Source organism: Haladaptatus ordinarius, from assembly GCF_054177595.1.
The window spans coordinates 1-17,838 of sequence record NZ_JBPEHH010000085.1 but is presented as its reverse complement, the minus strand read 5'-3'; the positions used below and the strand labels follow the sequence as shown (position 1 = coordinate 17,838).

The window sequence follows — 17,838 nt, the reverse complement described above, 5'->3', positions numbered from 1 at the left end:
CTCTGGCGGCTCACCGACTTTCTGGTGAAAGTCGGCATGGATCAGGAAATCAGATCGCCACCGGTCGTGACCGCCAGGACGTTCGTCCGGGCGGTCGGCCAGTCACTCCGAGAGGGTGGATGAGGAAACACTCTCCTCGCGCTCGCCTGCGGCAAGCCGCAGGACTCGCGTTCTGCACGTGAGTTCGGCTGTTGTCCTCCAATCGAGGCACCTTTTCCAACCAGCGAGCGATTGATCGAGAGACCGACCCCGATCACTCCTCAGATTGCGTTTGATTCTATCGATATTCGTTTGTAGGACCTCTATATCCCGAAAACGTGGCTTTCGAAGACACTCACGAGTCACGAGAGGAACCGAAACGAACTGCTCACTCGAACGACAGCACGTCACCGGGGTTCAGGTAGTAGATAGCGGCGAGTCCCACGCCGAGTGCCACCGTGACCAGTCCGAGCAGGTCGCTTGCCGACGTATCGAGGCCGTCTCGGAGCACGTAGACCGCCATCAGGCCAGCGAACACGACCCAGATGACCGCTAGCCGTCGACGTCTCGTCTCATCCATGGCGTGTCGTTGGCCGACGGTCGGTATCAGTGTTCGCTTTCGAGGGGGTCGAAGCGTACTCACCGGTCGACGTCCAGTACGCCCCGCAACCGTCCATCTGCTACTGGTTCGACGTCGAACGCGAGCGACTCGTAGAAGGCCCGAACGCTGGGGTCGAACTCCGCCGTGAGCGTTCCGTAGCGTTCGCGGGCCGCCTCGACCAGGTCGCTTCCGATTCCCTGAGCCCGCCGCGAGCGCATCACCGCAATCGAATCGATACGAGCGCCGAACTCGCGGGATTCCATCACTGCCACACCGAGGAGGGGGCCGCCGTTTTCCGCCATCAGCACGTCGTCCGCCTCGATTCGTGCTCGCACTTCGTCCGGGTCGGTTTCCAGCATCGCGGCGTCCAGAATCCGCATGACAGAGAGGTGTTCGTCAGGACGTGCGATGCGAATTGTCATCCGCCTTTAATGAGCCGAAGTACTTTCACGTGCTCCGCTTCGACTGGCTGGTCTTCCGGGACGGGCCGTCCGTCGACCATCACCGACACCTCGTGGGGACTCAGACCGACCTCCGACAGCAGGTCGGCGTAGGTCTCGTCGTCCACGTCGAACTCGTGGGTGTCCTCGCCGACCACCTCCACGGTCACATTCATGGCCTCCCTTGCCGGCCTCGTACCTTCAGCGTGTCGGGGTCGCTGCCGAGGACCGTCGAGTCAGTCGGCGGGCGACTCCTCGTCGCTGCCTCGTTCGACCCTCGTCACCTCCGTCGGCGCTTCGCGACGACCGTGATACCGCGCACGAAGGGCGAGCGCCAGCGCACCGAGTCCGAGCAAGAGGACGACGAACTGGACGAAACCGCCGAGGACGGGTATTTGACCGAGCAGCGCGACGACGAGCAGGCCGACCACCAGCCCCAGCCATCGGTTTCGCTCGTCGGCGAGCGACAGCAGCCAGACGCCCACCGCAAACGCTCCGTACACCGTCGCGGCCCAGAGAAAGATGGCGAACAGGAGTGCGCCGAGAAGCGAGATGGGAATCCCGATGATCGTAATGGCGAAGACGATGAGCACGGTTGGCACGAGAACGAGCAAGAGCAGGCCGACGCCCGCCGAAAACACGGGGTCGTCCTGCACTCGCTTGGAGACGTTCTCGGAGAACGTCGGAAACACCGCCAGCAGAACGGCGCCCAACAGGAGGTTCACTAGGAAGCCGTACAGCGTACCGACCCACCCCGGCACCATCGGGGTCGGTGCTGGTCCGACGTCCCCGAGCGTTTCGTCCTGACGAACCACGCCGCCGATGCTCGCTCCCGGTGCACGCTCGAACGTCCCGACGTTGTAGACCAGGTCGCCACCGATGTCGGCGCTGCCCGCGACTCTTAGCGTCTCGCCCACGACTCGGGCGTCCTCGCCGACAGTCCCCGCCACCAGGATGGACCCCGCCGAGCCTTCGAGCGTCCCGCCTATCCGTCCGGTCTGGCCGACGACAAGATTGCCACCCCCTGCTTCGACGTTGCCGGTGACGGTCCCCTCGACCTGGACGTTTCCGGCGAGTGCCGACGCGTCACCGTTGACGGTACCGTTCTGTGCGACGAGGACGTTCCCGGCGAACGCGGTCAGGTCGCCGTTTATCGTCCCCCGAACGATGACGGTTCCGGCAGTCGCCGTGAGGTCGTCGTCTATCGTCTCTCCCTGTCCGACTACGACGGTCCCACCGGCCCGAGTCTGTTCGGCCGCCGCCGTGGCTGGCAGCGTTGCGAGAAGCAAGACAACGGCGACGATGCTCACGTGCGCACGCATGGACCAAGTGGGTCGGGTGCCGAGCGCATAGTAATTGAGTCGTTGTGAGGGCAGAAGTGACGAATGTCAGCAGGGAAGTGAGAGGCTAACTCCGTCCGAATCAAGCCGCGGGTTTAGTCATTGAAACGGGATTTTCTTCCGTCTCGCCTGAAATGCGTATTGCGGAATAGCTCACAAAGCTGTGTCCGCCATCATTCGATCAGGAGGTGCAACAAACATTGGCTATTTATTTTATATTTTTGATCATAAAACTTAAATTGTGTGTGAACAATTATCATGTGGCGAGAGTTCACAACCGACACACCCACGTCTGCCGCCATCACCACGGACGTGTAATCGGCCCTCGCCGCCCTGTTGATTCTCGATTCTCACCCCTATCAGCCTTATACAAACTCATCGGAACCACGGTTGCAGCCATCTGTCGACGATAGTTTCCGCACTTGTAATCAAAGAGACCTCTCCTGAGTAACAGACAATCGCCGAACAGTGCACGACATACTTGACAAAGGAGCAGCTGTTCGGAGAGAAAAGAGCTAATCTTAATTATCTGAATGGAGTGAGGTGCGGAGTCTCGGGGACTTTAAGAACGGGAGGTTCCTCTGCTGAAACATGAGCGAGGCAGACGCGGAGACCGTCCCCGGACGCGGCACCATCTGGGTCGAGAAGTACCGACCGCAGACGTTGGACGAGGTGGCGGGACACGACGACATCACTGCACGACTGCAAAGTTACATCGAGAAGAACGACCTGCCGAACCTGCTGTTTTCGGGGCCAGCAGGAATCGGCAAGACGACCAGTGCGGTCGCCATCGCCAAGGAACTGTACGGCGATAGCTGGCAATCACACTTCCTCGAACTGAACGCCTCCGACGAACGTGGCATCGACGTCGTGCGCGACCAGATCAAGAACTTCGCCCGTCACGACCCCGGTGCGGTGGACTTCCAGATAATCTTCCTCGACGAGGCCGACTCCCTGACGAACGACGCGCAGGCCGCCCTCCGCCGGACGATGGAGCAGTTCTCGGACAAGACGCGCTTTATCATGTCGTGTAACTACTCCTCGAAGATAATCGACCCCATCCAGTCACGGTGTGCCGTGTTTCGCTTCGGCCCGATTCCGGACGAGGCCGTGGCCGAGCGAATCCGCTACATTGCCGACGAGGAGGGTATCGAGACGACAGAGGGCGGCATCAACGCCCTCGTTTACGCCGCAGACGGCGACATGCGCAAGGCTATTAACGCCTTGCAGGCCGCCTCGGTCATGGGCGAGCGAGTGGACGAAGAGAACGTCTTCGTCATCACCAGCACGGCCCGTCCGGAGGACATCAAGGAGATGGTACAGGACGCCCTCACCGGGGACTTCACCCGTGCTCGCTCCAAACTGGACGAACTGCTCACCGAGCGCGGGATGGCGGGCGGCGACATCATCGACCAGCTCCACCGTTCTATCTGGGAGTTCGACCTGGACGACGAGGACGCCGTTCGCGTCCTCGAACGGGTCGGCGAGGCCGACTACCGCATCACAGAGGGGGCGAACGAGCGCGTCCAACTCGAAGCGATGTTGGCTTCGCTAGCACTCGGCTGAGCAGTATTCCGAGAACGACTCCGAGAAAAGTCTCACGAGAGACAGAGACTCAGTGAAGATAGCAATTTATAACCAATTATGTCTTTCGGTATATATATCTGCTAGACGAACAGTTTGAAAGGTGCCATCCTTTCTGGACAACGTATGTCCGAGTCGCTGTTTCCCGAACGCATCGAGACCGACCGCCTCGTGCTCGAACGAGTGTCGGCGGAGAATACCGACGTCTTTGAACTGTACGACCTCTGTTCGACCGAGTCGTGGCAGACCGAGGTGACAGAGCACATGCCGTGGTTTCGGTTTCAGACCCTCTCCGACGTCACGGGGTTCGTCGAGCACGCCGAATCGCAGTGGCGCGACCGCGAGACTGCTCGATACACCGTCCGCCCGAAATCCGGCGAAGACGGCGCTGGCGAGCTCGCCGGACTCACCGCCTTCGGCCCGGAATGGGACGAGCGCAGAGCCGGGTCGGGGGTCGTCCTCGCAAAACGGTTCTGGGGCAGGGGGTACGGGACGGAACGAGCGAGAGCGCTGGTCGAACTGACGTTCGAGCGATTCGACCTGGACGCGTTCTACACGACGGTCGCCGACGAAAACGAGCGCTCGCGCAGGATGATAGAGTCGTACGTCGAGACGTTCGGCGGTCGTCACGAGGGGCTACTCAGACAGTACAAGCCGCGACCGAACGGAGAGGTGACTGACCAACACCGGTACACGATAAGACGCGAAGAGTACGAATCTGCGACGAAAGGATAGCAGACGGGAGTACAGTTCGAAACGGAAGACGAGTTTCAGACGGGTTTTTCAGCCTGTGGTCCAGTTGGCTACGCATGTCACAGCACATCCCTGCAGTCGATTCTCTCTCCACCCACGCCCCGCCGGAGGGACGACGATGACGCTCGCCATCGAGACCGACGGGTTGACGAAGCGATTCGACGACACGCCAGTCGTCTCGAACCTGGAACTTTCCGTTCCCGCCGAATCCGTCTACGGATTTCTCGGCCCGAACGGCGCGGGGAAGACGACGACCATGCGGATGTTGACGACGCTGATTCGCCCAACGAGCGGCACTGCCCGAATCGCCGGGCAGTCCATCGAAAACCGGGACGCCGTCGTTCCCCACATCGGTTTTCTCCCCGAAGAGCCACCTCTGTACGACGAACTCACCGCCCGCGAGCAGTTGCAGTACGTCGCCGGACTGCGCGACCTGAACGCCGACGACCGCATCGACGCCCTCCTCGACCGGTTCGGTCTCACCGACGACGCCGACGAGCGCGTGAGCACCTACTCGAAAGGGATGAAACAGAAGACGGCCGTGATTCAGGCCGTCCTCCACGAACCCGAAGTCGTCTTTCTCGACGAACCCACGTCGGGACTCGACCCGCGTGCCGCTCGCACCGTGCGCGACCTCATCTCGGAACTCACCGACGACGGCATGACCGTCTTCCTCTCGACGCACATCCTTCCCGTCGTCGAGGAACTGGCCGACACGGTGGGCGTGCTCGCCGACGGGTCGCTCGTCGCGGAGGATTCCCCGGAACGACTCACGCACCGCGCCGAGAAAGAGCAGACGCTCGAAGAGGTGTTCCTCGATGTGACGAGCGAGGAACCGGCGGTGGCGAAATGAACTGGCCGACGTCCCGGAAGAGCGTTCGAATCGGCCGAATCGAGTACCTGCGAAGTATCCGAGCGATGCGGGGAAACCCCGTACAACTCCTGGGGTTCGGTTTCTTTCTGCTCGTGTTCGTCGGCGTCCCGACGGTTGGCGGTTCGTACGCCGCGTACCGGTTCGGCGGCGAGATTACCGAGGGGATTCCGCTGCTCGAAATCGCTCGCGGCGGGTTCGCCGTCGGCTGGCTGATGGTGGCCGCGATGGTCGCCGCGAGAGCGGTGGGAAAGACCGGGCGCATCGACCACGAGGCGGGACTGTTGACGACAGTTCCGGCCCGTGACGTGGTCGGTGGACTCGTCCTCGCGGAACTCGCCCGTATCGGCTCTATCGCCGGGGTCCCGCTTCTCTCCATGAGTGCGGCGTGGAGTCTGGCACTCGGCACGCCGACGCCGCTCCTCACCGTCATTCTCGCGGCAACCGGACTGCTCACGACGGCGCTCCTCGCGGGCCACCTCGTCGGACTCCTGCTCAAGATGGCGTTCGCGCGGTCGGAACTGCTTGCACAGTACAAATCCATCATCGCCGTCGTGGGGTTCGTCGTCTATATGGGAGTTATCCTGTCGAACGAACTCGGGCGGGTGATGAGTTCGCTCGCGACCCAGTTGCAGAGTGCACCGACCGCGTGGCTCGGTGACCTGTTCGTGCTCGGTGTTCCCGGCGTCACACCGTCGCTCGTCCGGGTCGGCGCGGCGGTCGTGTTCGTCGCAGTGTGCGTCCCCGTGCTGGTGGCCCTCGACGTTCGCGTGGCGAATCGCCTCTGGTTCGGCGACCGGATCCAGCCCGAACACAAACGGTACGATGCCAGCGAGTCGAACGTCGAGGTTCTCTCTGGCGTCGTGTCGCGCCCGACGCGGACCGTGACCGCGAACGTCTGGCGACGAACGAAACGCGCACCCCTTCGACTGCTCTACGTGATCTATCCGGTGTTTTTCATCACTGCCCCGATTCAGAACGCGGTGGCCTCGGGACAGATATCCGAATTTCTCGCTGTGTCGGTCGCACTCTACGGGACGTGGGCCATCGGCGCGTCGGCGCTCAACCCGCTGGGGGACGAAGGAGCGATGCTTCCGGTGACGCTCACGTCCTCGATTCGGGGCGGGGAGTTCGTCCGTGGACACGTCCTCGCGGCGACGCTCGTCGGCCTTCCCATCGTAGTGGGGACGACGGCAATCGCAGGCGTGCTGAGTCCGCTCGCGCCGGTCCGATGGGTCGGGCTGACCGTCGCCAGTGGCCTCCTCGGAATCGTCGGCACTGTGGTCGCCGTCGGCGTCGGGACCGCGTTTCCGCGATTCAGTTCGGTTCGCGTAACCCGGAGCAGGCGAGTCGTCGTCCCGAGCAAATCTGCCTTCGCGGTCTACTCGCTGGCGCTCCTGTCTGGCTTCGTGGGTGCGGTCGTGGCGCTCGTCTCGGGGGCGGCACCGGTCGTCGTGGGACTCGTCGGAGTCGTCAGCGAGTACGTCGGCTTCCCGGTAACGCTCGACCCAGCGACAGTCCGAATCGCCGCCGGTGGTGTGGCGGTCCTCCTGGGAGGGGTCGCCCCACCCCTCGCCTATCGCTACGCCGTCCGAACGTTCGAGACGTACACGTTACGCTGACTCGAGAGGGTTTGCGGAACTGTTTTACGCACCGATGGGTGAAGAACTACCAACAATGAGCGAACTCGAGGAGGAGTACCGCCTCGATTATTTCGAGGAAAACGATTTCGTGCGAAAGGAGTGCTCCGAGTGTGGAGACCACTTCTGGACGCGCGACCACGACCGAACGACGTGCGGGGAACCCCCGTGCGAGGAGTACGGGTTCATCGACAACCCCGGCTTCGACGACGAGTTCACCCTCTCGGAGATGCGGGAAGCGTTCCTCTCGTTCTTCGAGGAGCACGACCACGAGCGAATCGAACCCTACCCCGTCGCCGCGAACCGCTGGCGTGACGACGTGTTGTTGACCCAGGCATCTATCTACGACTTTCAACCGCTCGTCACCAGCGGGCAGACGCCACCGCCGGCGAACCCGCTGACTATCAGCCAACCCTGCATCCGGATGCAGGACATCGACAACGTAGGGAAGACGGGGCGACACACGATGGCCTTCGAGATGATGGCCCACCACGCCTTCAACGTCCGTGAGGACGCCGAGAAGGAGTACGCCTACGAGGGCGAGGTGTACTGGAAAGACCAGACCGTCGCGTACTGTGACGAGTTCTTCGAATCGCTCGGCGCGAATCTAGACGAGATTACGTACATCGAAGACCCGTGGGTCGGCGGCGGCAACGCCGGTCCCGCTATCGAAGTCATCTACCGCGGGGCCGAACTCGCCACGCTCGTTTTCATGTCGATGGAACAGGACCCGGAGGGCGAGTACGAACTCAAAGACGGCAATCGCTACTCGCCGATGGACACGTACATCGTGGACACGGGGTACGGACTCGAACGGTGGACGTGGATGAGCCAGGGGACGCCGACCGTCTACGAAGCGGTCTACCCCGACATGATCGAGTTCCTCAAGGAGAACGCCGGAATCGAACACACCGAGGAGGAGGCGGAGTACGTCCACCGGTCGGCCAAACTCGCGGGGCACATGGACATCGACGAGGCCGAGGACATGGAGGCGGCCCGCGACAACATCGCCGACCACATCGGCATCTCCACGAAGCGTCTCGAAGAGCTGATAGAACCGCTGGAGACCATCTACGCTATCGCCGACCACAGCCGGACGATGGCCTATATGTTCGGCGACGGCATCGTCCCGAGCAACGTCTCGACCGGCTACCTCGCCCGGATGGTGCTCCGGCGGACCAAGCGCCTCTGTGACAACGTCGGCGTCGATGCGCCGTTAGACGAACTCGTGGACATGCAGGCCGAACGACTCGGCTACGAGAATCGGGACACCATCCGCGACATCGTCCGGACGGAAGTCGAGAAGTACCGCGAGACGCTCGAACAGGGTGGTCGCCGGGTGCGCCGCATCGCCCGCGACCACGCCGAGCAGGGCAAGGCGATTCCCACCGAGACGCTGGTCGAACTGTACGACTCCCACGGCCTTCAGCCCGACATGGTCGAGGAGATTGCCGACGAGTTCGGCGTCTCGGTGAATGTTCCGGACGACTTCTACAGCCTCGTCGCGGAACGCCACGACAGCGGACAGGCGTTCGAGGAAGAGAAGTCCGAAGACGACCGCCTCGACGACCTCCCGAAGACGGAACGACTCTACTACGAGGACCAGCACCGCACCGACTTCGAGGCCGTCGTCCTCGACGTGTTCGACCGCGAGGAGGGCTACGACGTGGTCGTCGACCAGACGATGTTCTACCCCGAAGGCGGGGGGCAACCGGGCGATCACGGGTCGCTCTCGACCGACGAGAAGACCGTGCAGGTCACCGACACCCGGATTCAAAACGGCGTCATCCTCCACCACACCGACGAGGAAGTCGACAAGGGTGCCATCGTTCGCGGGCAGATAAACGCCCAGCGCCGCCGCAGACTCATGCGACACCACACGGCGACGCACATCGTCGTTCACGCTGCCCGGCAGGTGCTAGGAGACCACATCCGACAGGCCGGTGCGCAAAAGGGCACCGACAGTTCACGCATCGACGTTCGCCACTACGAGCGAATCGACCGCGAGACCGCAAAGCAAATCGAACTGCTGGCGAACGAAATCGTAATGGAGAACACGACGATACAACAGGAGTGGCCGAACCGTCACGAGGCCGAAGAGGAGTTCGGCTTCGACCTCTATCAGGGCGGGATTCCCGCCGGGACGAACATCCGGCTCATCCACGTCGCAGAGGACGTCCAGGCCTGCGGTGGCACCCACGTCAGTCGCACGGGTGACGTCGGCTGTATCAAGATACTGAACACCGAGCGAATCCAGGACGGCGTCGAGCGACTCACGTTCGCCGCGGGCGACGCGGCCATCGAGGCCACCCAGCAGACAGACGACACGCTTCGGTCTGCCGCCGACATCCTCGACGTCGCTCCGCCGGAGGTGCCGGACACCGCAGAGCGCTTCTTCGAGGAGTGGAAGGCGCGCGGCAAGCAGATAGAGCACCTCAAAGAACAGCTCGCCGAAGCCCGCGCCAGCGGCTCCGCCGGTGGCGAGGAGATAGAAATCGGCGACACCACGGCGGTCGTCCAGCGAATCGACGCCGACATGGACGAACTCCGCGCGACCGCGAACGCCCTCGTGGACGAAGGCAAAATCGCGGTCCTCGGCAGCGGTGCGGACGGCGCACAGTTCGTCGTCGCCGTCCCCGACGGCGTCTCGTTGAACGCTGGCGAGGTCGTCGGCGAACTCGCATCCCGCGTCGGCGGTGGCGGGGGCGGCCCGCAGGACTTCGCTCAGGGTGGCGGCCCCGACGCCGACAAACTGGACGCGGCGCTCGAAGACGCGCCCGAGGTGCTCCAGCAGGTCGAGAACGCCTGACACGCATCGTCGTTACCCATCCCCATCTTTCTCTCGTCGTTCCTCTGCATCGTGAGAGGTTACGGCGTAGCGTTCGTCAGTTACGAATCGTTTCAGTGTCGATTTCGAACGGTGTAGAGCCGGACTGTGAGAGCCTGGACCGCGACCGATTACGCGTCGAGCGCGCTGATGTTCCCGATTTGGATGTTCCAGAGGTCGGCGTACTGGCCGTCTGCAGCGAGTAATTCCGAGTGGGTTCCGCGTTCGGTGACGGTGCCGTCGTCGAAGACGAGGATGTCGTCGGCGTTGCGGACCATCGAGAGGCGGTGAGCGACGATGAAAGTGGTCCGCTCAGCAGTTACGTCGGCGAGGCGCTCCTGCAGTCGGCGTTCGGTTTCGGTATCGACCTGACTGGTCGCTTCGTCGAGGACGAGAAGTGGTGGCTCGTCGACGATTGCGCGGGCGAGTGCGAGGCGCTGACGTTGCCCTCCCGAGAGCGACGCCCCGTTGGACCCGATATCGGTGTCGTAGCCGTCGGGGAGGTCGACGATGAACTCGTGGGCGCCAGCGAGCCGCGCCGCTCGTTCGACGTGGGCATCGGGGACCGCGTCGATGTCGGTCGTGGTCGCTCCGTAGGCGATGTTGTAGCGGACGGTGCCGTCGAAGATGTGGGGGGTCTGTGAGACGTAGCCGACGGCCTCGCGGAAGCTCGCGCGCGACGCCGTCTCGATGTCTCGTCCGTCGATTTCGATTGTTCCGGCGTCGGGGGCGCGGAATCGCAGAAGGTGTTCGACGAGCGTGGATTTCCCGGCGCCGGTCGCGCCGACGATGCCGACGGTTTGGCCGCCCGCGACGTCGAAGGACACGCCGTCGAGCGCCGGGCGGTCGCTCCTGGGATACTGGTATCGGACTTCCGACGCTTTTACGGCCCCGTCCGTCACCGAGAGCTCGGTGGTCTGTCCGTGCGTGTCGGCGGGGCTCCGACCTGCGGTGGCGTGGATGCCGAGGATGCGGCGGGCAGACGCACGGGCTGCGGTGGTGTGGTCGATGACGCCGCCGAGGTTGCGGAGTGGGAGCGAGAGGCGCTCGAGGTAGAAGAGAAACGGGACGAGCACCCCCGCCGTGAGTGCACCTGAGAACGGCCAGGGTGGCTGTTCGAGCACCCAGACGATGCCGAGCGTGGTTACGCCGATGAGCCAGACGCCGACGAGGAGTCGGTTCACCGGCGGTTGTCGGGCCGAGAGGCGTTTCGTGGCGAGGCGGGCGTCGACATCGGTTCGGGAGGCGGCGGCGACGCGGTCGCGTTCGAACGGCTCGGCGGTGAACACCTTGATGATGGAGAGCCCTTCGAGGGCGGTCTCCAGTCGAGCGTTGAGCGCGCCGCGGGTTGCTCTGACTCGGTCCTGAATCGGGTCGAGTCGCTGGGAGAACCGGTAGTTCAGCCAGCCGATAATCGGGGCACAGCAGAGGACGAGCACCGCCAGCTGCGGTTCGAGAAACCACATGTAGACGAGGGCGCTCCCGATGGTCGCGGCGATCCAGACCGCGGCACCGACGATGGTCGTGAAGAAACTGCTCAGCTGGTTCACGTCGTCGTTCAGCGCGCTGAGGAGTTCGCCGGTCCGTTCGTCCTCGACGAATGCGAGCTCGTGTTCCTGGATGGCGTCGAAACTGGCGATTCGCGTTCGGTCGAGGACGCGCTGCGCGAAGACGCCGCTCGCCCAGTCGTCGGCGAACGCGAGGAGGTTCGTCGAGAGGTTCAACGTCATCATCAACAGCGTGACGAACGTCAGGAGGCCGAGCGGCGTCGACGGCACCCAGGATTCGGGGACGAGCGGGACGGCGAAGGGTTGGTCGTTGAACAGCGCATCGATGCCAAGCCCGATGAGGTAGACGTCGGCGAAGCTGAGGAACGTCGAAATCGAACCGGCGAGGACTGCAAACACGAAGCGGCCCGCGTCGGCCCTGCCGTAGCGCCACGCGAGTGTTATCAGCGGGAAGTCGTGGTCGGCTCGGTCGGCGAGCGACTCGAGGTCGCTGCTCATTCTGCCACCTCCGATACGCTCCCCGCGGAGCGACTGGCCGAGTCGGCGACGAGTTCGCCGGTCTGGACGGCCCAGAGGCCGGCGTACGTTCCATCTCGGTCGACGAGCTCCGCGTGCGTCCCGGTTTCGACGAGGCGGCCGTCGTCGAGGACGAGGAGGCGGTCGGCGTGCCGAACCGACGGGAGTTGGTGGGAGACCGCGAGCACCGTTCGGTCGCCGGCGAGGTCGGGGAGGCGACGTTGAATCGCCAGGCCGGTGCGCTGGTCGACGTGGCTGGTCGCTTCGTCGAGGACGAGCACGTCGGGGTCCGGGAGGAGTGCGCGGGCAAGTGCGAGGCGCTGGCGTTGGCCGCCCGAGAGCGTGGCACCACCCTCGCCAACCTCGGTGTCGTAGCCGTCGGGGAGGTCGGTGACGAACTCGTGTGCGCCGGCGAGGCGGGCGGCCTCGCGGACGGCGGCATCGGCGGCGTCCGGCCGGGCGTAGGCGATGTTCTCCCGCACGGACCCGGGGAACAGGTGGGGTTCCTGACTCACGTACCCGATATGCGAGCGCACGTCCCGGACCGCTGCGCTCTCGATGGGGCGGCCGTCGAGGCGAATCGTGCCCGCGTCGGGTTCGTCGAATCGGAGGAGGAGCGAACAGAGCGTCGACTTCCCCGCGCCGCTCGGTCCGACGACGCCAACGAACGCGCCACCCGGCACGTCGAAGGATACCCCGTCGAGTGCGGGAGATTCCGCGTCTGGATAGGTGAAGGAGACGTCGTCGTAGCTGATTCGGCCGTCCACGGCGAGCCAGTCCGTACCACCGGTGTCGCCGGCTTCGGGAGAGAACTCGGCGTCTTCCGGCGCTGCGAGGAGCGCGATGACGCGACGGGCCGAGGCGCGGCCGTCCTGCACCGCGTCGACGACGTCGACCGCTAGCCGCCGAGTCGGGTCGAGGAAGGAGAACGTGTAGAGGATGAACGTGAGGAGCGTGCCGGCAGTGAGACCCAGGGAGAGCCCCCAGGGTGGCCCGACGAGTATCCAGTAACTCCCGAAGGCGAACAACCCCCAGATACCGGTCGCGGCGATGACCCACGAGACGCGGTTGTAGACGGCGCGGAGTTTGAGTGCCGTCCACGTGGCCTGGCGGTATTCGCCAGACGCGGCGGCGACGCGGTCGCGTTCGGTGGCTTCGCGCGTGCACGCCTTCACCGTCGCCTGCCCCTCGATAGCGTCGCGTAGCCGAGCGTTCAACCCGCCGACGCTCCCGCGAACCCGGTCGTACCGCGGGCCGAGCAGTCGAGCGTACACGCGTCCCGTCGCCGCGATGACGAGCGGGAGCACCAGCAAAACGAGCGCGAGGTTCCAGTTCAACAGTGCCATGAAGGCGAACGCGGTGAGGACGTTACCCCCGTAGCGGACACCGTCCCGAATCCCCCCGAACAGCCGCGTGAGGTTCCCCGTATCGTCGTGGAGCACGCTCAGCCGGTCCGTATCCCCACCGGTGTCGACAGGGAGTCTGGTGGCCGTGGCGAAGACGGTGGTGCGCACGTCGTGGAGCGTTTCGAGCGTCGCCCGCTCGTAGACCCACCGACCGTACCACTGCGCGGCGGTCTCGCCGACGATGGCGACACCCAACCCGGCGACGGTGAACACCACCTGCCCGGTCGTCGTCGCCGGGAGCCACGTCGACGGAATCAGCGGAATCGAGAACGGTTCGCTATCGAGGAGGAGCGAGTCGAGCGTCACGCCGATGAGGAGCGGCGGGACTCGTGACAACGTCATCGCGCCAAATAATAGGGCGATACCGCCGACGAGGGACCGAGCGTGCGGGCGAACGAACCGGAAGAGCAGCGTTCGAACCGGAGCAGATTCCATCGTGCTGACAGAGCCGTCCCCGCCGACAAAAGTGTAATCAGCAACACATTACTGTTCGTGAACTGATATCTCGATGTCAATCACAAACGGCTTGCCTCTCGGCGGGATACCAAGCAGTATGGCCGACGAGAGCCCGGACGGGACGAGCGAACGCATCCACATCGAACACCACCCACCGGAGGAGTTGTTCGCGCTCTTAGGTAACGACGTGCGAGTGGCTATCGTCCAGGCCGTCCACGAAGCACCCGACTCGGCCCCCTCCTTCTCCGAGTTGTTCGACCGCGTCGACCTCGCCGACACGGGGAACTTCAACTACCATTTGAACCGCCTCACCGGCCGCGTCTTACGGAAGGTATCGACCGACGACGGAACGGGGTACAAACTCACACACGCCGGCAGGCAGGTCGTCGGCGCGCTCTACGCCGGCACCTACACCGCCGACGCGACGGTCGAACCGTTCTCCGTCGATTGGGACTGTCAGCTCTGCGGCGGCGAAATGCTCGTCTCCTACAGCGAGGAGACCGCACACTTTCGCTGCGAGGAATGCGACGGCGGCGCCAGCTTCGCCTTCCCACCGGGGACGCTCGAGGAGTACGACCGCGACGACCTCCCTGCGGCCTTCGCCGCGTGGTGGCACCAGAAGATGACGCGCGTCACCGACGGCTTCTGCCCGACTTGCGGTGGCCGCGTCGACGGGACACTGTTGAGCCTCCCGGAAGGCCCGCCGGACGTCCCGGAACCCAGCCCCTCCTTCGCCGGCTTCGATTGCCGACGCTGCGGGAGGCGAACCCGCCTGTCCACGTCGACGCTCGCGACGATGCACCCGATAGTCGAAGGGTTTCTCGCCGAACACAGCTTCGACGTAACGGCGAGACACGGTTCGCAAATCTGGGGCGAGCTCGACGTCTGGCACGCCGAAGTACGCTCTACGGAACCCATGCAGTTGACCTACCACTTTGGTCACGACGGCGACCGCGTGTCCGTCGCCGTCGACGCCGATGCGTCGATTTGCGAGGTCGAGCGCGAACGAGATGCGAACGATGACAACCGATAGCGGTGGGCTCGCTTCTGACGAGGTTTTCCAGGCGCGCGAACTTTCTCACGCACAGGTTCGATAGCCATCACGAAGGTGAGGTAGTATCCGTGAGAGATACCACAACCAGGTAGAATCGGGAGCGAGAATTAGCATATCCTCCGAAACTGTGGTCTTTTACAAGTTTGGAGTTTGGCCGGGTGATGCGTGTCTTCTTTTCACGCTACTTGCGATGAATTGGGCCACGTCTGCTGATTCTCCACTCGAACAATACCCCACATTCCTTGCCGGTAGGCACGCATCAGAACCCCATCCTCCGAAGTTGTGGTCTTTCCACGTTTTCGGGATATAGAGGTCCTACAAACGAATATCGATAGAATCAAACGCAATCTGAGGAGTGATTGGGGTCAGTCTCTCTTTCCATCGCTAGCTGATGGGAAAAGACGGCTCGATTGGGAGACAGCAGCCAAATTCACGTGCAGGACGCGAGTCCTGCGGCTTGCCGCAGGCGAGCGCGAGGGGGTCGTCTCCTCACCCACCCTCTCGGAGTGACCGGCCGACCGCCCGGACGAACGTCCTGGCGGTCACGACCGGTGGCGATCTGATCTCCTGACCCATGCCGACTTTCACCAGAAAGTCGGTGAGCCGCCAGAGATTGTACAGCAGTGCTGCAAACGTAAAGTTGAACAACCGAACGCGAGAATCCTTCGACGAGGTCTTCGGGAGGAACGCCTTCACCGACTTGTACTGGTTCTCGATATCCCACCGATTTGTTCCCCTGTCTATCGGATTCAACCCCGGGGTCAAGCCCCGGGGCATTCTCCTATACCGCCTGTAAACCCGATACGACGATACGGAATGGTACGTCACGGCATCGATGCGGACGCCGACCGAACCGTGATTCGGAAGACGCCTCTCACACTCGGACACTCGCGCTCTCGTCCTCGCGTCCGTAACCGTGCCCGAGGACGAGCGACAGACCGTGTACTGCGAGCAGTCCGACGAAGACGGCCACGCCAGGTTTCAGTCCGGTGTAGAGGAGGGGATGTAGAACAAGGGTAGCAACACGGACGCCCAGAAGCCGACGAACTGGAGGGGAACGACGACGACCTGTGCGACGAGCGCGCTGATGAGTTCTATCGCGGACATATTCGAATCCACGACGAGTTTAGTGAATACTATTCGTCACATAATATATCTTACCGACCGTATAAGTGCCCAGTCGAGGGAGAAAGAACGGAGGATGAGCCGTCGTCTCTCTATTACTGCGACCGTTTCAATCAACAATCTTAATCAATACTATTATGATACGAATCGTCGCCGACATCTGGAAGGCGTCGGCGTTCATGGCACTGCTCATCCTCGCTGGCCTCCAGAGCGTCGACCGGACGCTGTACAAGGTCGGTCGCGTATCGGGTGCGTCCAGGGTGCAGATGTTCAAGATGATCACGTTCCCGCTCGTGCTCCCGACGCTCATGGTGGCGATGCTGTTCCGAACCATCCAGGCGATGCGTGTGTTCGGAACCGTCGAGACGATCACGAGCTGTAGCACGATACCGATCCTCACCTGCCTCGTGGTCGATACGTTCAGTTCGGGTCGGTACGGGACCTCGGTGGCAGTGGCGTTCATCACCGCACTCATCGTGGGATCGGTGGCGATGGTGTACATCGGTTCCCGATGACCAACGGACAACCCCAATACTGGGCACCTATCGTCTGGGGCATTCTCAACTATCAGGGCCAGTTCCAGGCGTTCTACAACCTGATGGCCGCCGCGAGCATCGTCGGCGTCCTTCCCGTGGCGATTCTCGTCGTCGTGGCACAGGAGCGAATCGTGAGTGGTCTGACTGCCGGGGCGCTCAAGGAGTGAGAGTCAGCACCGTTCGCTGCAGTTTCGACCGCGTCGGTGTGGTCGTCGGGCGCGTGGACGGAAAACCGCGACCGTGAACGAACGACTTGAAACATCCGCGTCCCGTACGCACGTCGTAGAATGCCATACGCGGAACACGAGGGCGTCGCCCTCTACTACGAGGTGGACGGCCCGACGAGTCACGACACGGTCGCCTTCGTCGAGGACGCGGGCTACGGCGCGTGGCAGTGGGGGTGGCAACACGCCGCAATCGCCGGACCGTTCGAATCGGTGGTGTGGGACAACCGAGGCACCGGTCGGTCGGACGCTCCGAACGGCCCGTACACGATAGCCAAGTTGGCCGGCGACCTCGACGCAGTACTGGCCGACCACGGCGCTCGAAAGGCCCACCTCGTCGGTGCTGGACTCGGCGGCATGGTCGCGCTCCAGTACGCCAGCGAGTACTCGCGAGCGAAGACGCTGACGCTCGTCGGCACGTCTCCCGGCGGGGAGTTCAGTGTCCCCCCGGACGTGCGCGAGCAGTTGCTCGCCGAGAAGACGCCCGAAGCACTCCACGAGTCGCTTCGGCCGGTCGTGACCGACGGGGCGTTCGATGCCGGACTGGGAGAGGTCGTCGAGTGGCGGCTCGCCGACGACGCCTCGCTCGACGCCCAGCGCGCTCAGTTCGCCGCGATGGACGATTTCGACCTGCGCGAGCGTCTGTTCGAGATTACCACGCCGGCACTGGTGCTCCACGGCACCGCAGACCGCGTGTTCCCCGTCGAAGGCGGGCGGGCGCTAGCGGAGGGACTCCCGCGTGGTGAGCTACGAGAGTTCGAGGGCGCTCCGCACCTCGTCCACGTCGAACGGTCGAAGGAGGTCAACGACGAACTGCTCGCGTTCCTCGAAGCGCACGCGGATGGGACGGTCAGCTAGCTTGACATCCTCCCCGCGGTAAACGGCGAGGATTCCTCGAAGAGGATATTAAGGTTGCGCGTTTCCTCGGGAGCGAAGTACGCTTTCGCGTCCTCCCTCACCGGTTGCCGTCCAATTATG

The 17,838-nt window shown here is 63.4% G+C and carries 14 protein-coding genes and 3 pseudogenes; 9 read left to right on the top strand and 8 right to left on the bottom strand.

Annotated elements, in window-relative coordinates; genetic code table 11:
• Nucleotides 1–367: 367 nt before the first annotated feature.
• Genes ACR3FF_RS21050 through ACR3FF_RS21035 form a run of 4 tightly spaced genes read right to left on the bottom strand, consistent with a single transcriptional unit; the run spans nucleotide 368 to nucleotide 2,342 of the window.
• A complete protein-coding gene (locus ACR3FF_RS21050; protein WP_458190095.1) occupies nucleotides 368–559 on the bottom strand; it encodes a hypothetical protein in 192 nt (63 codons plus the stop codon).
• A gap of 59 nt (nucleotides 560–618) precedes the next feature.
• On the bottom strand, nucleotides 619–1,002 hold the full coding sequence (locus ACR3FF_RS21045) for a GNAT family N-acetyltransferase (protein WP_458190094.1): 384 nt from the start codon (nucleotides 1,000–1,002) through the stop codon (nucleotides 619–621).
• Nucleotides 999–1,196, bottom strand: a complete 198-nt coding sequence (samp2, locus tag ACR3FF_RS21040; RefSeq protein WP_458190092.1) for a ubiquitin-like small modifier protein SAMP2 — start codon at nucleotides 1,194–1,196, stop codon at nucleotides 999–1,001. Before samp2 ends, ACR3FF_RS21045 begins: the two co-directional genes overlap by 4 nt.
• Before the next feature lie 60 nt (nucleotides 1,197–1,256).
• The gene (locus tag ACR3FF_RS21035) at nucleotides 1,257–2,342 is read right to left on the bottom strand and encodes a bactofilin family protein (protein WP_458190091.1); all 1,086 of its coding nucleotides are present in this window, start codon (nucleotides 2,340–2,342) and stop codon (nucleotides 1,257–1,259) included.
• 609 nt (nucleotides 2,343–2,951) lie between these two features.
• Here ACR3FF_RS21035 and ACR3FF_RS21030 point away from each other — a divergent pair.
• The 5 genes from ACR3FF_RS21030 to alaS all read left to right on the top strand — a co-directional run bounded on the left by ACR3FF_RS21030 (nucleotide 2,952) and on the right by alaS (nucleotide 10,017).
• Complete coding sequence (locus ACR3FF_RS21030; protein ID WP_458190090.1) at nucleotides 2,952–3,926, top strand: replication factor C small subunit; 975 nt, start codon at nucleotides 2,952–2,954, stop codon at nucleotides 3,924–3,926.
• Nucleotides 3,927–4,070: 144 nt separating this feature from the next.
• Nucleotides 4,071–4,679 (top strand): GNAT family N-acetyltransferase, encoded by a 609-nt coding sequence (locus ACR3FF_RS21025; RefSeq protein WP_458190089.1) that lies wholly within the window; start codon nucleotides 4,071–4,073, stop codon nucleotides 4,677–4,679.
• Nucleotides 4,680–4,815: 136 nt separating this feature from the next.
• A complete protein-coding gene (locus ACR3FF_RS21020; RefSeq protein ID WP_458190088.1) occupies nucleotides 4,816–5,550 on the top strand; it encodes an ABC transporter ATP-binding protein in 735 nt (244 codons plus the stop codon).
• Entirely contained in the window at nucleotides 5,547–7,190 is a 1,644-nt protein-coding gene (locus ACR3FF_RS21015; protein WP_458190087.1) for a hypothetical protein, read from the top strand. The genes ACR3FF_RS21020 and ACR3FF_RS21015 overlap by 4 nt, the downstream gene beginning before the upstream one ends.
• A 55-nt stretch (nucleotides 7,191–7,245) precedes the next feature.
• Entirely contained in the window at nucleotides 7,246–10,017 is a 2,772-nt protein-coding gene (gene alaS, locus ACR3FF_RS21010) for an alanine--tRNA ligase (RefSeq protein WP_458190086.1), read from the top strand.
• A gap of 149 nt (nucleotides 10,018–10,166) precedes the next feature.
• On the opposite strand, the gene ACR3FF_RS21005 is transcribed toward alaS, so the two are convergent.
• Both ACR3FF_RS21005 and ACR3FF_RS21000 read right to left on the bottom strand, forming a co-directional pair.
• A complete protein-coding gene (locus tag ACR3FF_RS21005) occupies nucleotides 10,167–12,041 on the bottom strand; it encodes an ABC transporter ATP-binding protein (RefSeq protein ID WP_458190084.1) in 1,875 nt (624 codons plus the stop codon).
• Complete coding sequence (locus tag ACR3FF_RS21000) at nucleotides 12,038–13,900, bottom strand: ABC transporter ATP-binding protein (RefSeq protein ID WP_458190083.1); 1,863 nt, start codon at nucleotides 13,898–13,900, stop codon at nucleotides 12,038–12,040. The genes ACR3FF_RS21005 and ACR3FF_RS21000 overlap by 4 nt, the downstream gene beginning before the upstream one ends.
• 118 nt (nucleotides 13,901–14,018) lie before the next feature.
• Between ACR3FF_RS21000 and ACR3FF_RS20995 the strand changes: the two genes are divergently transcribed.
• A complete protein-coding gene (locus tag ACR3FF_RS20995) occupies nucleotides 14,019–14,954 on the top strand; it encodes a DUF7351 domain-containing protein (protein WP_458190082.1) in 936 nt (311 codons plus the stop codon).
• Between the two features lie 510 nt (nucleotides 14,955–15,464).
• On the opposite strand, the pseudogene ACR3FF_RS20990 reads toward ACR3FF_RS20995, so the two are convergent.
• A pseudogene (locus ACR3FF_RS20990) lies at nucleotides 15,465–15,707 on the bottom strand (ISNCY family transposase); the annotation flags it as partial.
• Between the two features lie 249 nt (nucleotides 15,708–15,956).
• Entirely contained in the window at nucleotides 15,957–16,082 is a 126-nt protein-coding gene (locus ACR3FF_RS20985; protein ID WP_458190081.1) for a DUF8028 family protein, read from the bottom strand.
• 134 nt (nucleotides 16,083–16,216) lie between these two features.
• Between ACR3FF_RS20985 and ACR3FF_RS20980 the strand changes: the two are divergent.
• The 3 genes and pseudogenes from ACR3FF_RS20980 to ACR3FF_RS20970 all read left to right on the top strand — a co-directional run.
• Nucleotides 16,217–16,615 (top strand): annotated as a pseudogene (locus ACR3FF_RS20980) (carbohydrate ABC transporter permease); the annotation flags it as partial.
• A pseudogene (locus tag ACR3FF_RS20975) lies at nucleotides 16,606–16,803 on the top strand (carbohydrate ABC transporter permease); the annotation flags it as partial. The pseudogenes ACR3FF_RS20980 and ACR3FF_RS20975, both read left to right, overlap by 10 nt.
• Before the next feature lie 120 nt (nucleotides 16,804–16,923).
• A complete protein-coding gene (locus ACR3FF_RS20970; RefSeq protein ID WP_458190080.1) occupies nucleotides 16,924–17,718 on the top strand; it encodes an alpha/beta fold hydrolase in 795 nt (264 codons plus the stop codon).
• Nucleotides 17,719–17,838 lie beyond the last annotated feature (120 nt).

Coding starts and splice junctions, on each gene's coding strand:
- ACR3FF_RS21050 (WP_458190095.1), bottom strand. CDS start 559: ATGGATGAGACGAGACGTCGACGGCTAGCGGTCATCTGGGTCGTGTTC.
- ACR3FF_RS21045 (WP_458190094.1), bottom strand. CDS start 1,002: ATGACAATTCGCATCGCACGTCCTGACGAACACCTCTCTGTCATGCGG.
- samp2 (WP_458190092.1), bottom strand. CDS start 1,196: ATGAATGTGACCGTGGAGGTGGTCGGCGAGGACACCCACGAGTTCGAC.
- ACR3FF_RS21035 (WP_458190091.1), bottom strand. CDS start 2,342: ATGCGTGCGCACGTGAGCATCGTCGCCGTTGTCTTGCTTCTCGCAACG.
- ACR3FF_RS21030 (WP_458190090.1), top strand. CDS start 2,952: ATGAGCGAGGCAGACGCGGAGACCGTCCCCGGACGCGGCACCATCTGG.
- ACR3FF_RS21025 (WP_458190089.1), top strand. CDS start 4,071: ATGTCCGAGTCGCTGTTTCCCGAACGCATCGAGACCGACCGCCTCGTG.
- ACR3FF_RS21020 (WP_458190088.1), top strand. CDS start 4,816: ATGACGCTCGCCATCGAGACCGACGGGTTGACGAAGCGATTCGACGAC.
- ACR3FF_RS21015 (WP_458190087.1), top strand. CDS start 5,547: ATGAACTGGCCGACGTCCCGGAAGAGCGTTCGAATCGGCCGAATCGAG.
- alaS (WP_458190086.1), top strand. CDS start 7,246: ATGAGCGAACTCGAGGAGGAGTACCGCCTCGATTATTTCGAGGAAAAC.
- ACR3FF_RS21005 (WP_458190084.1), bottom strand. CDS start 12,041: ATGAGCAGCGACCTCGAGTCGCTCGCCGACCGAGCCGACCACGACTTC.
- ACR3FF_RS21000 (WP_458190083.1), bottom strand. CDS start 13,900: ATGGAATCTGCTCCGGTTCGAACGCTGCTCTTCCGGTTCGTTCGCCCG.
- ACR3FF_RS20995 (WP_458190082.1), top strand. CDS start 14,019: ATGGCCGACGAGAGCCCGGACGGGACGAGCGAACGCATCCACATCGAA.
- ACR3FF_RS20985 (WP_458190081.1), bottom strand. CDS start 16,082: ATGTCCGCGATAGAACTCATCAGCGCGCTCGTCGCACAGGTCGTCGTC.
- ACR3FF_RS20970 (WP_458190080.1), top strand. CDS start 16,924: ATGCCATACGCGGAACACGAGGGCGTCGCCCTCTACTACGAGGTGGAC.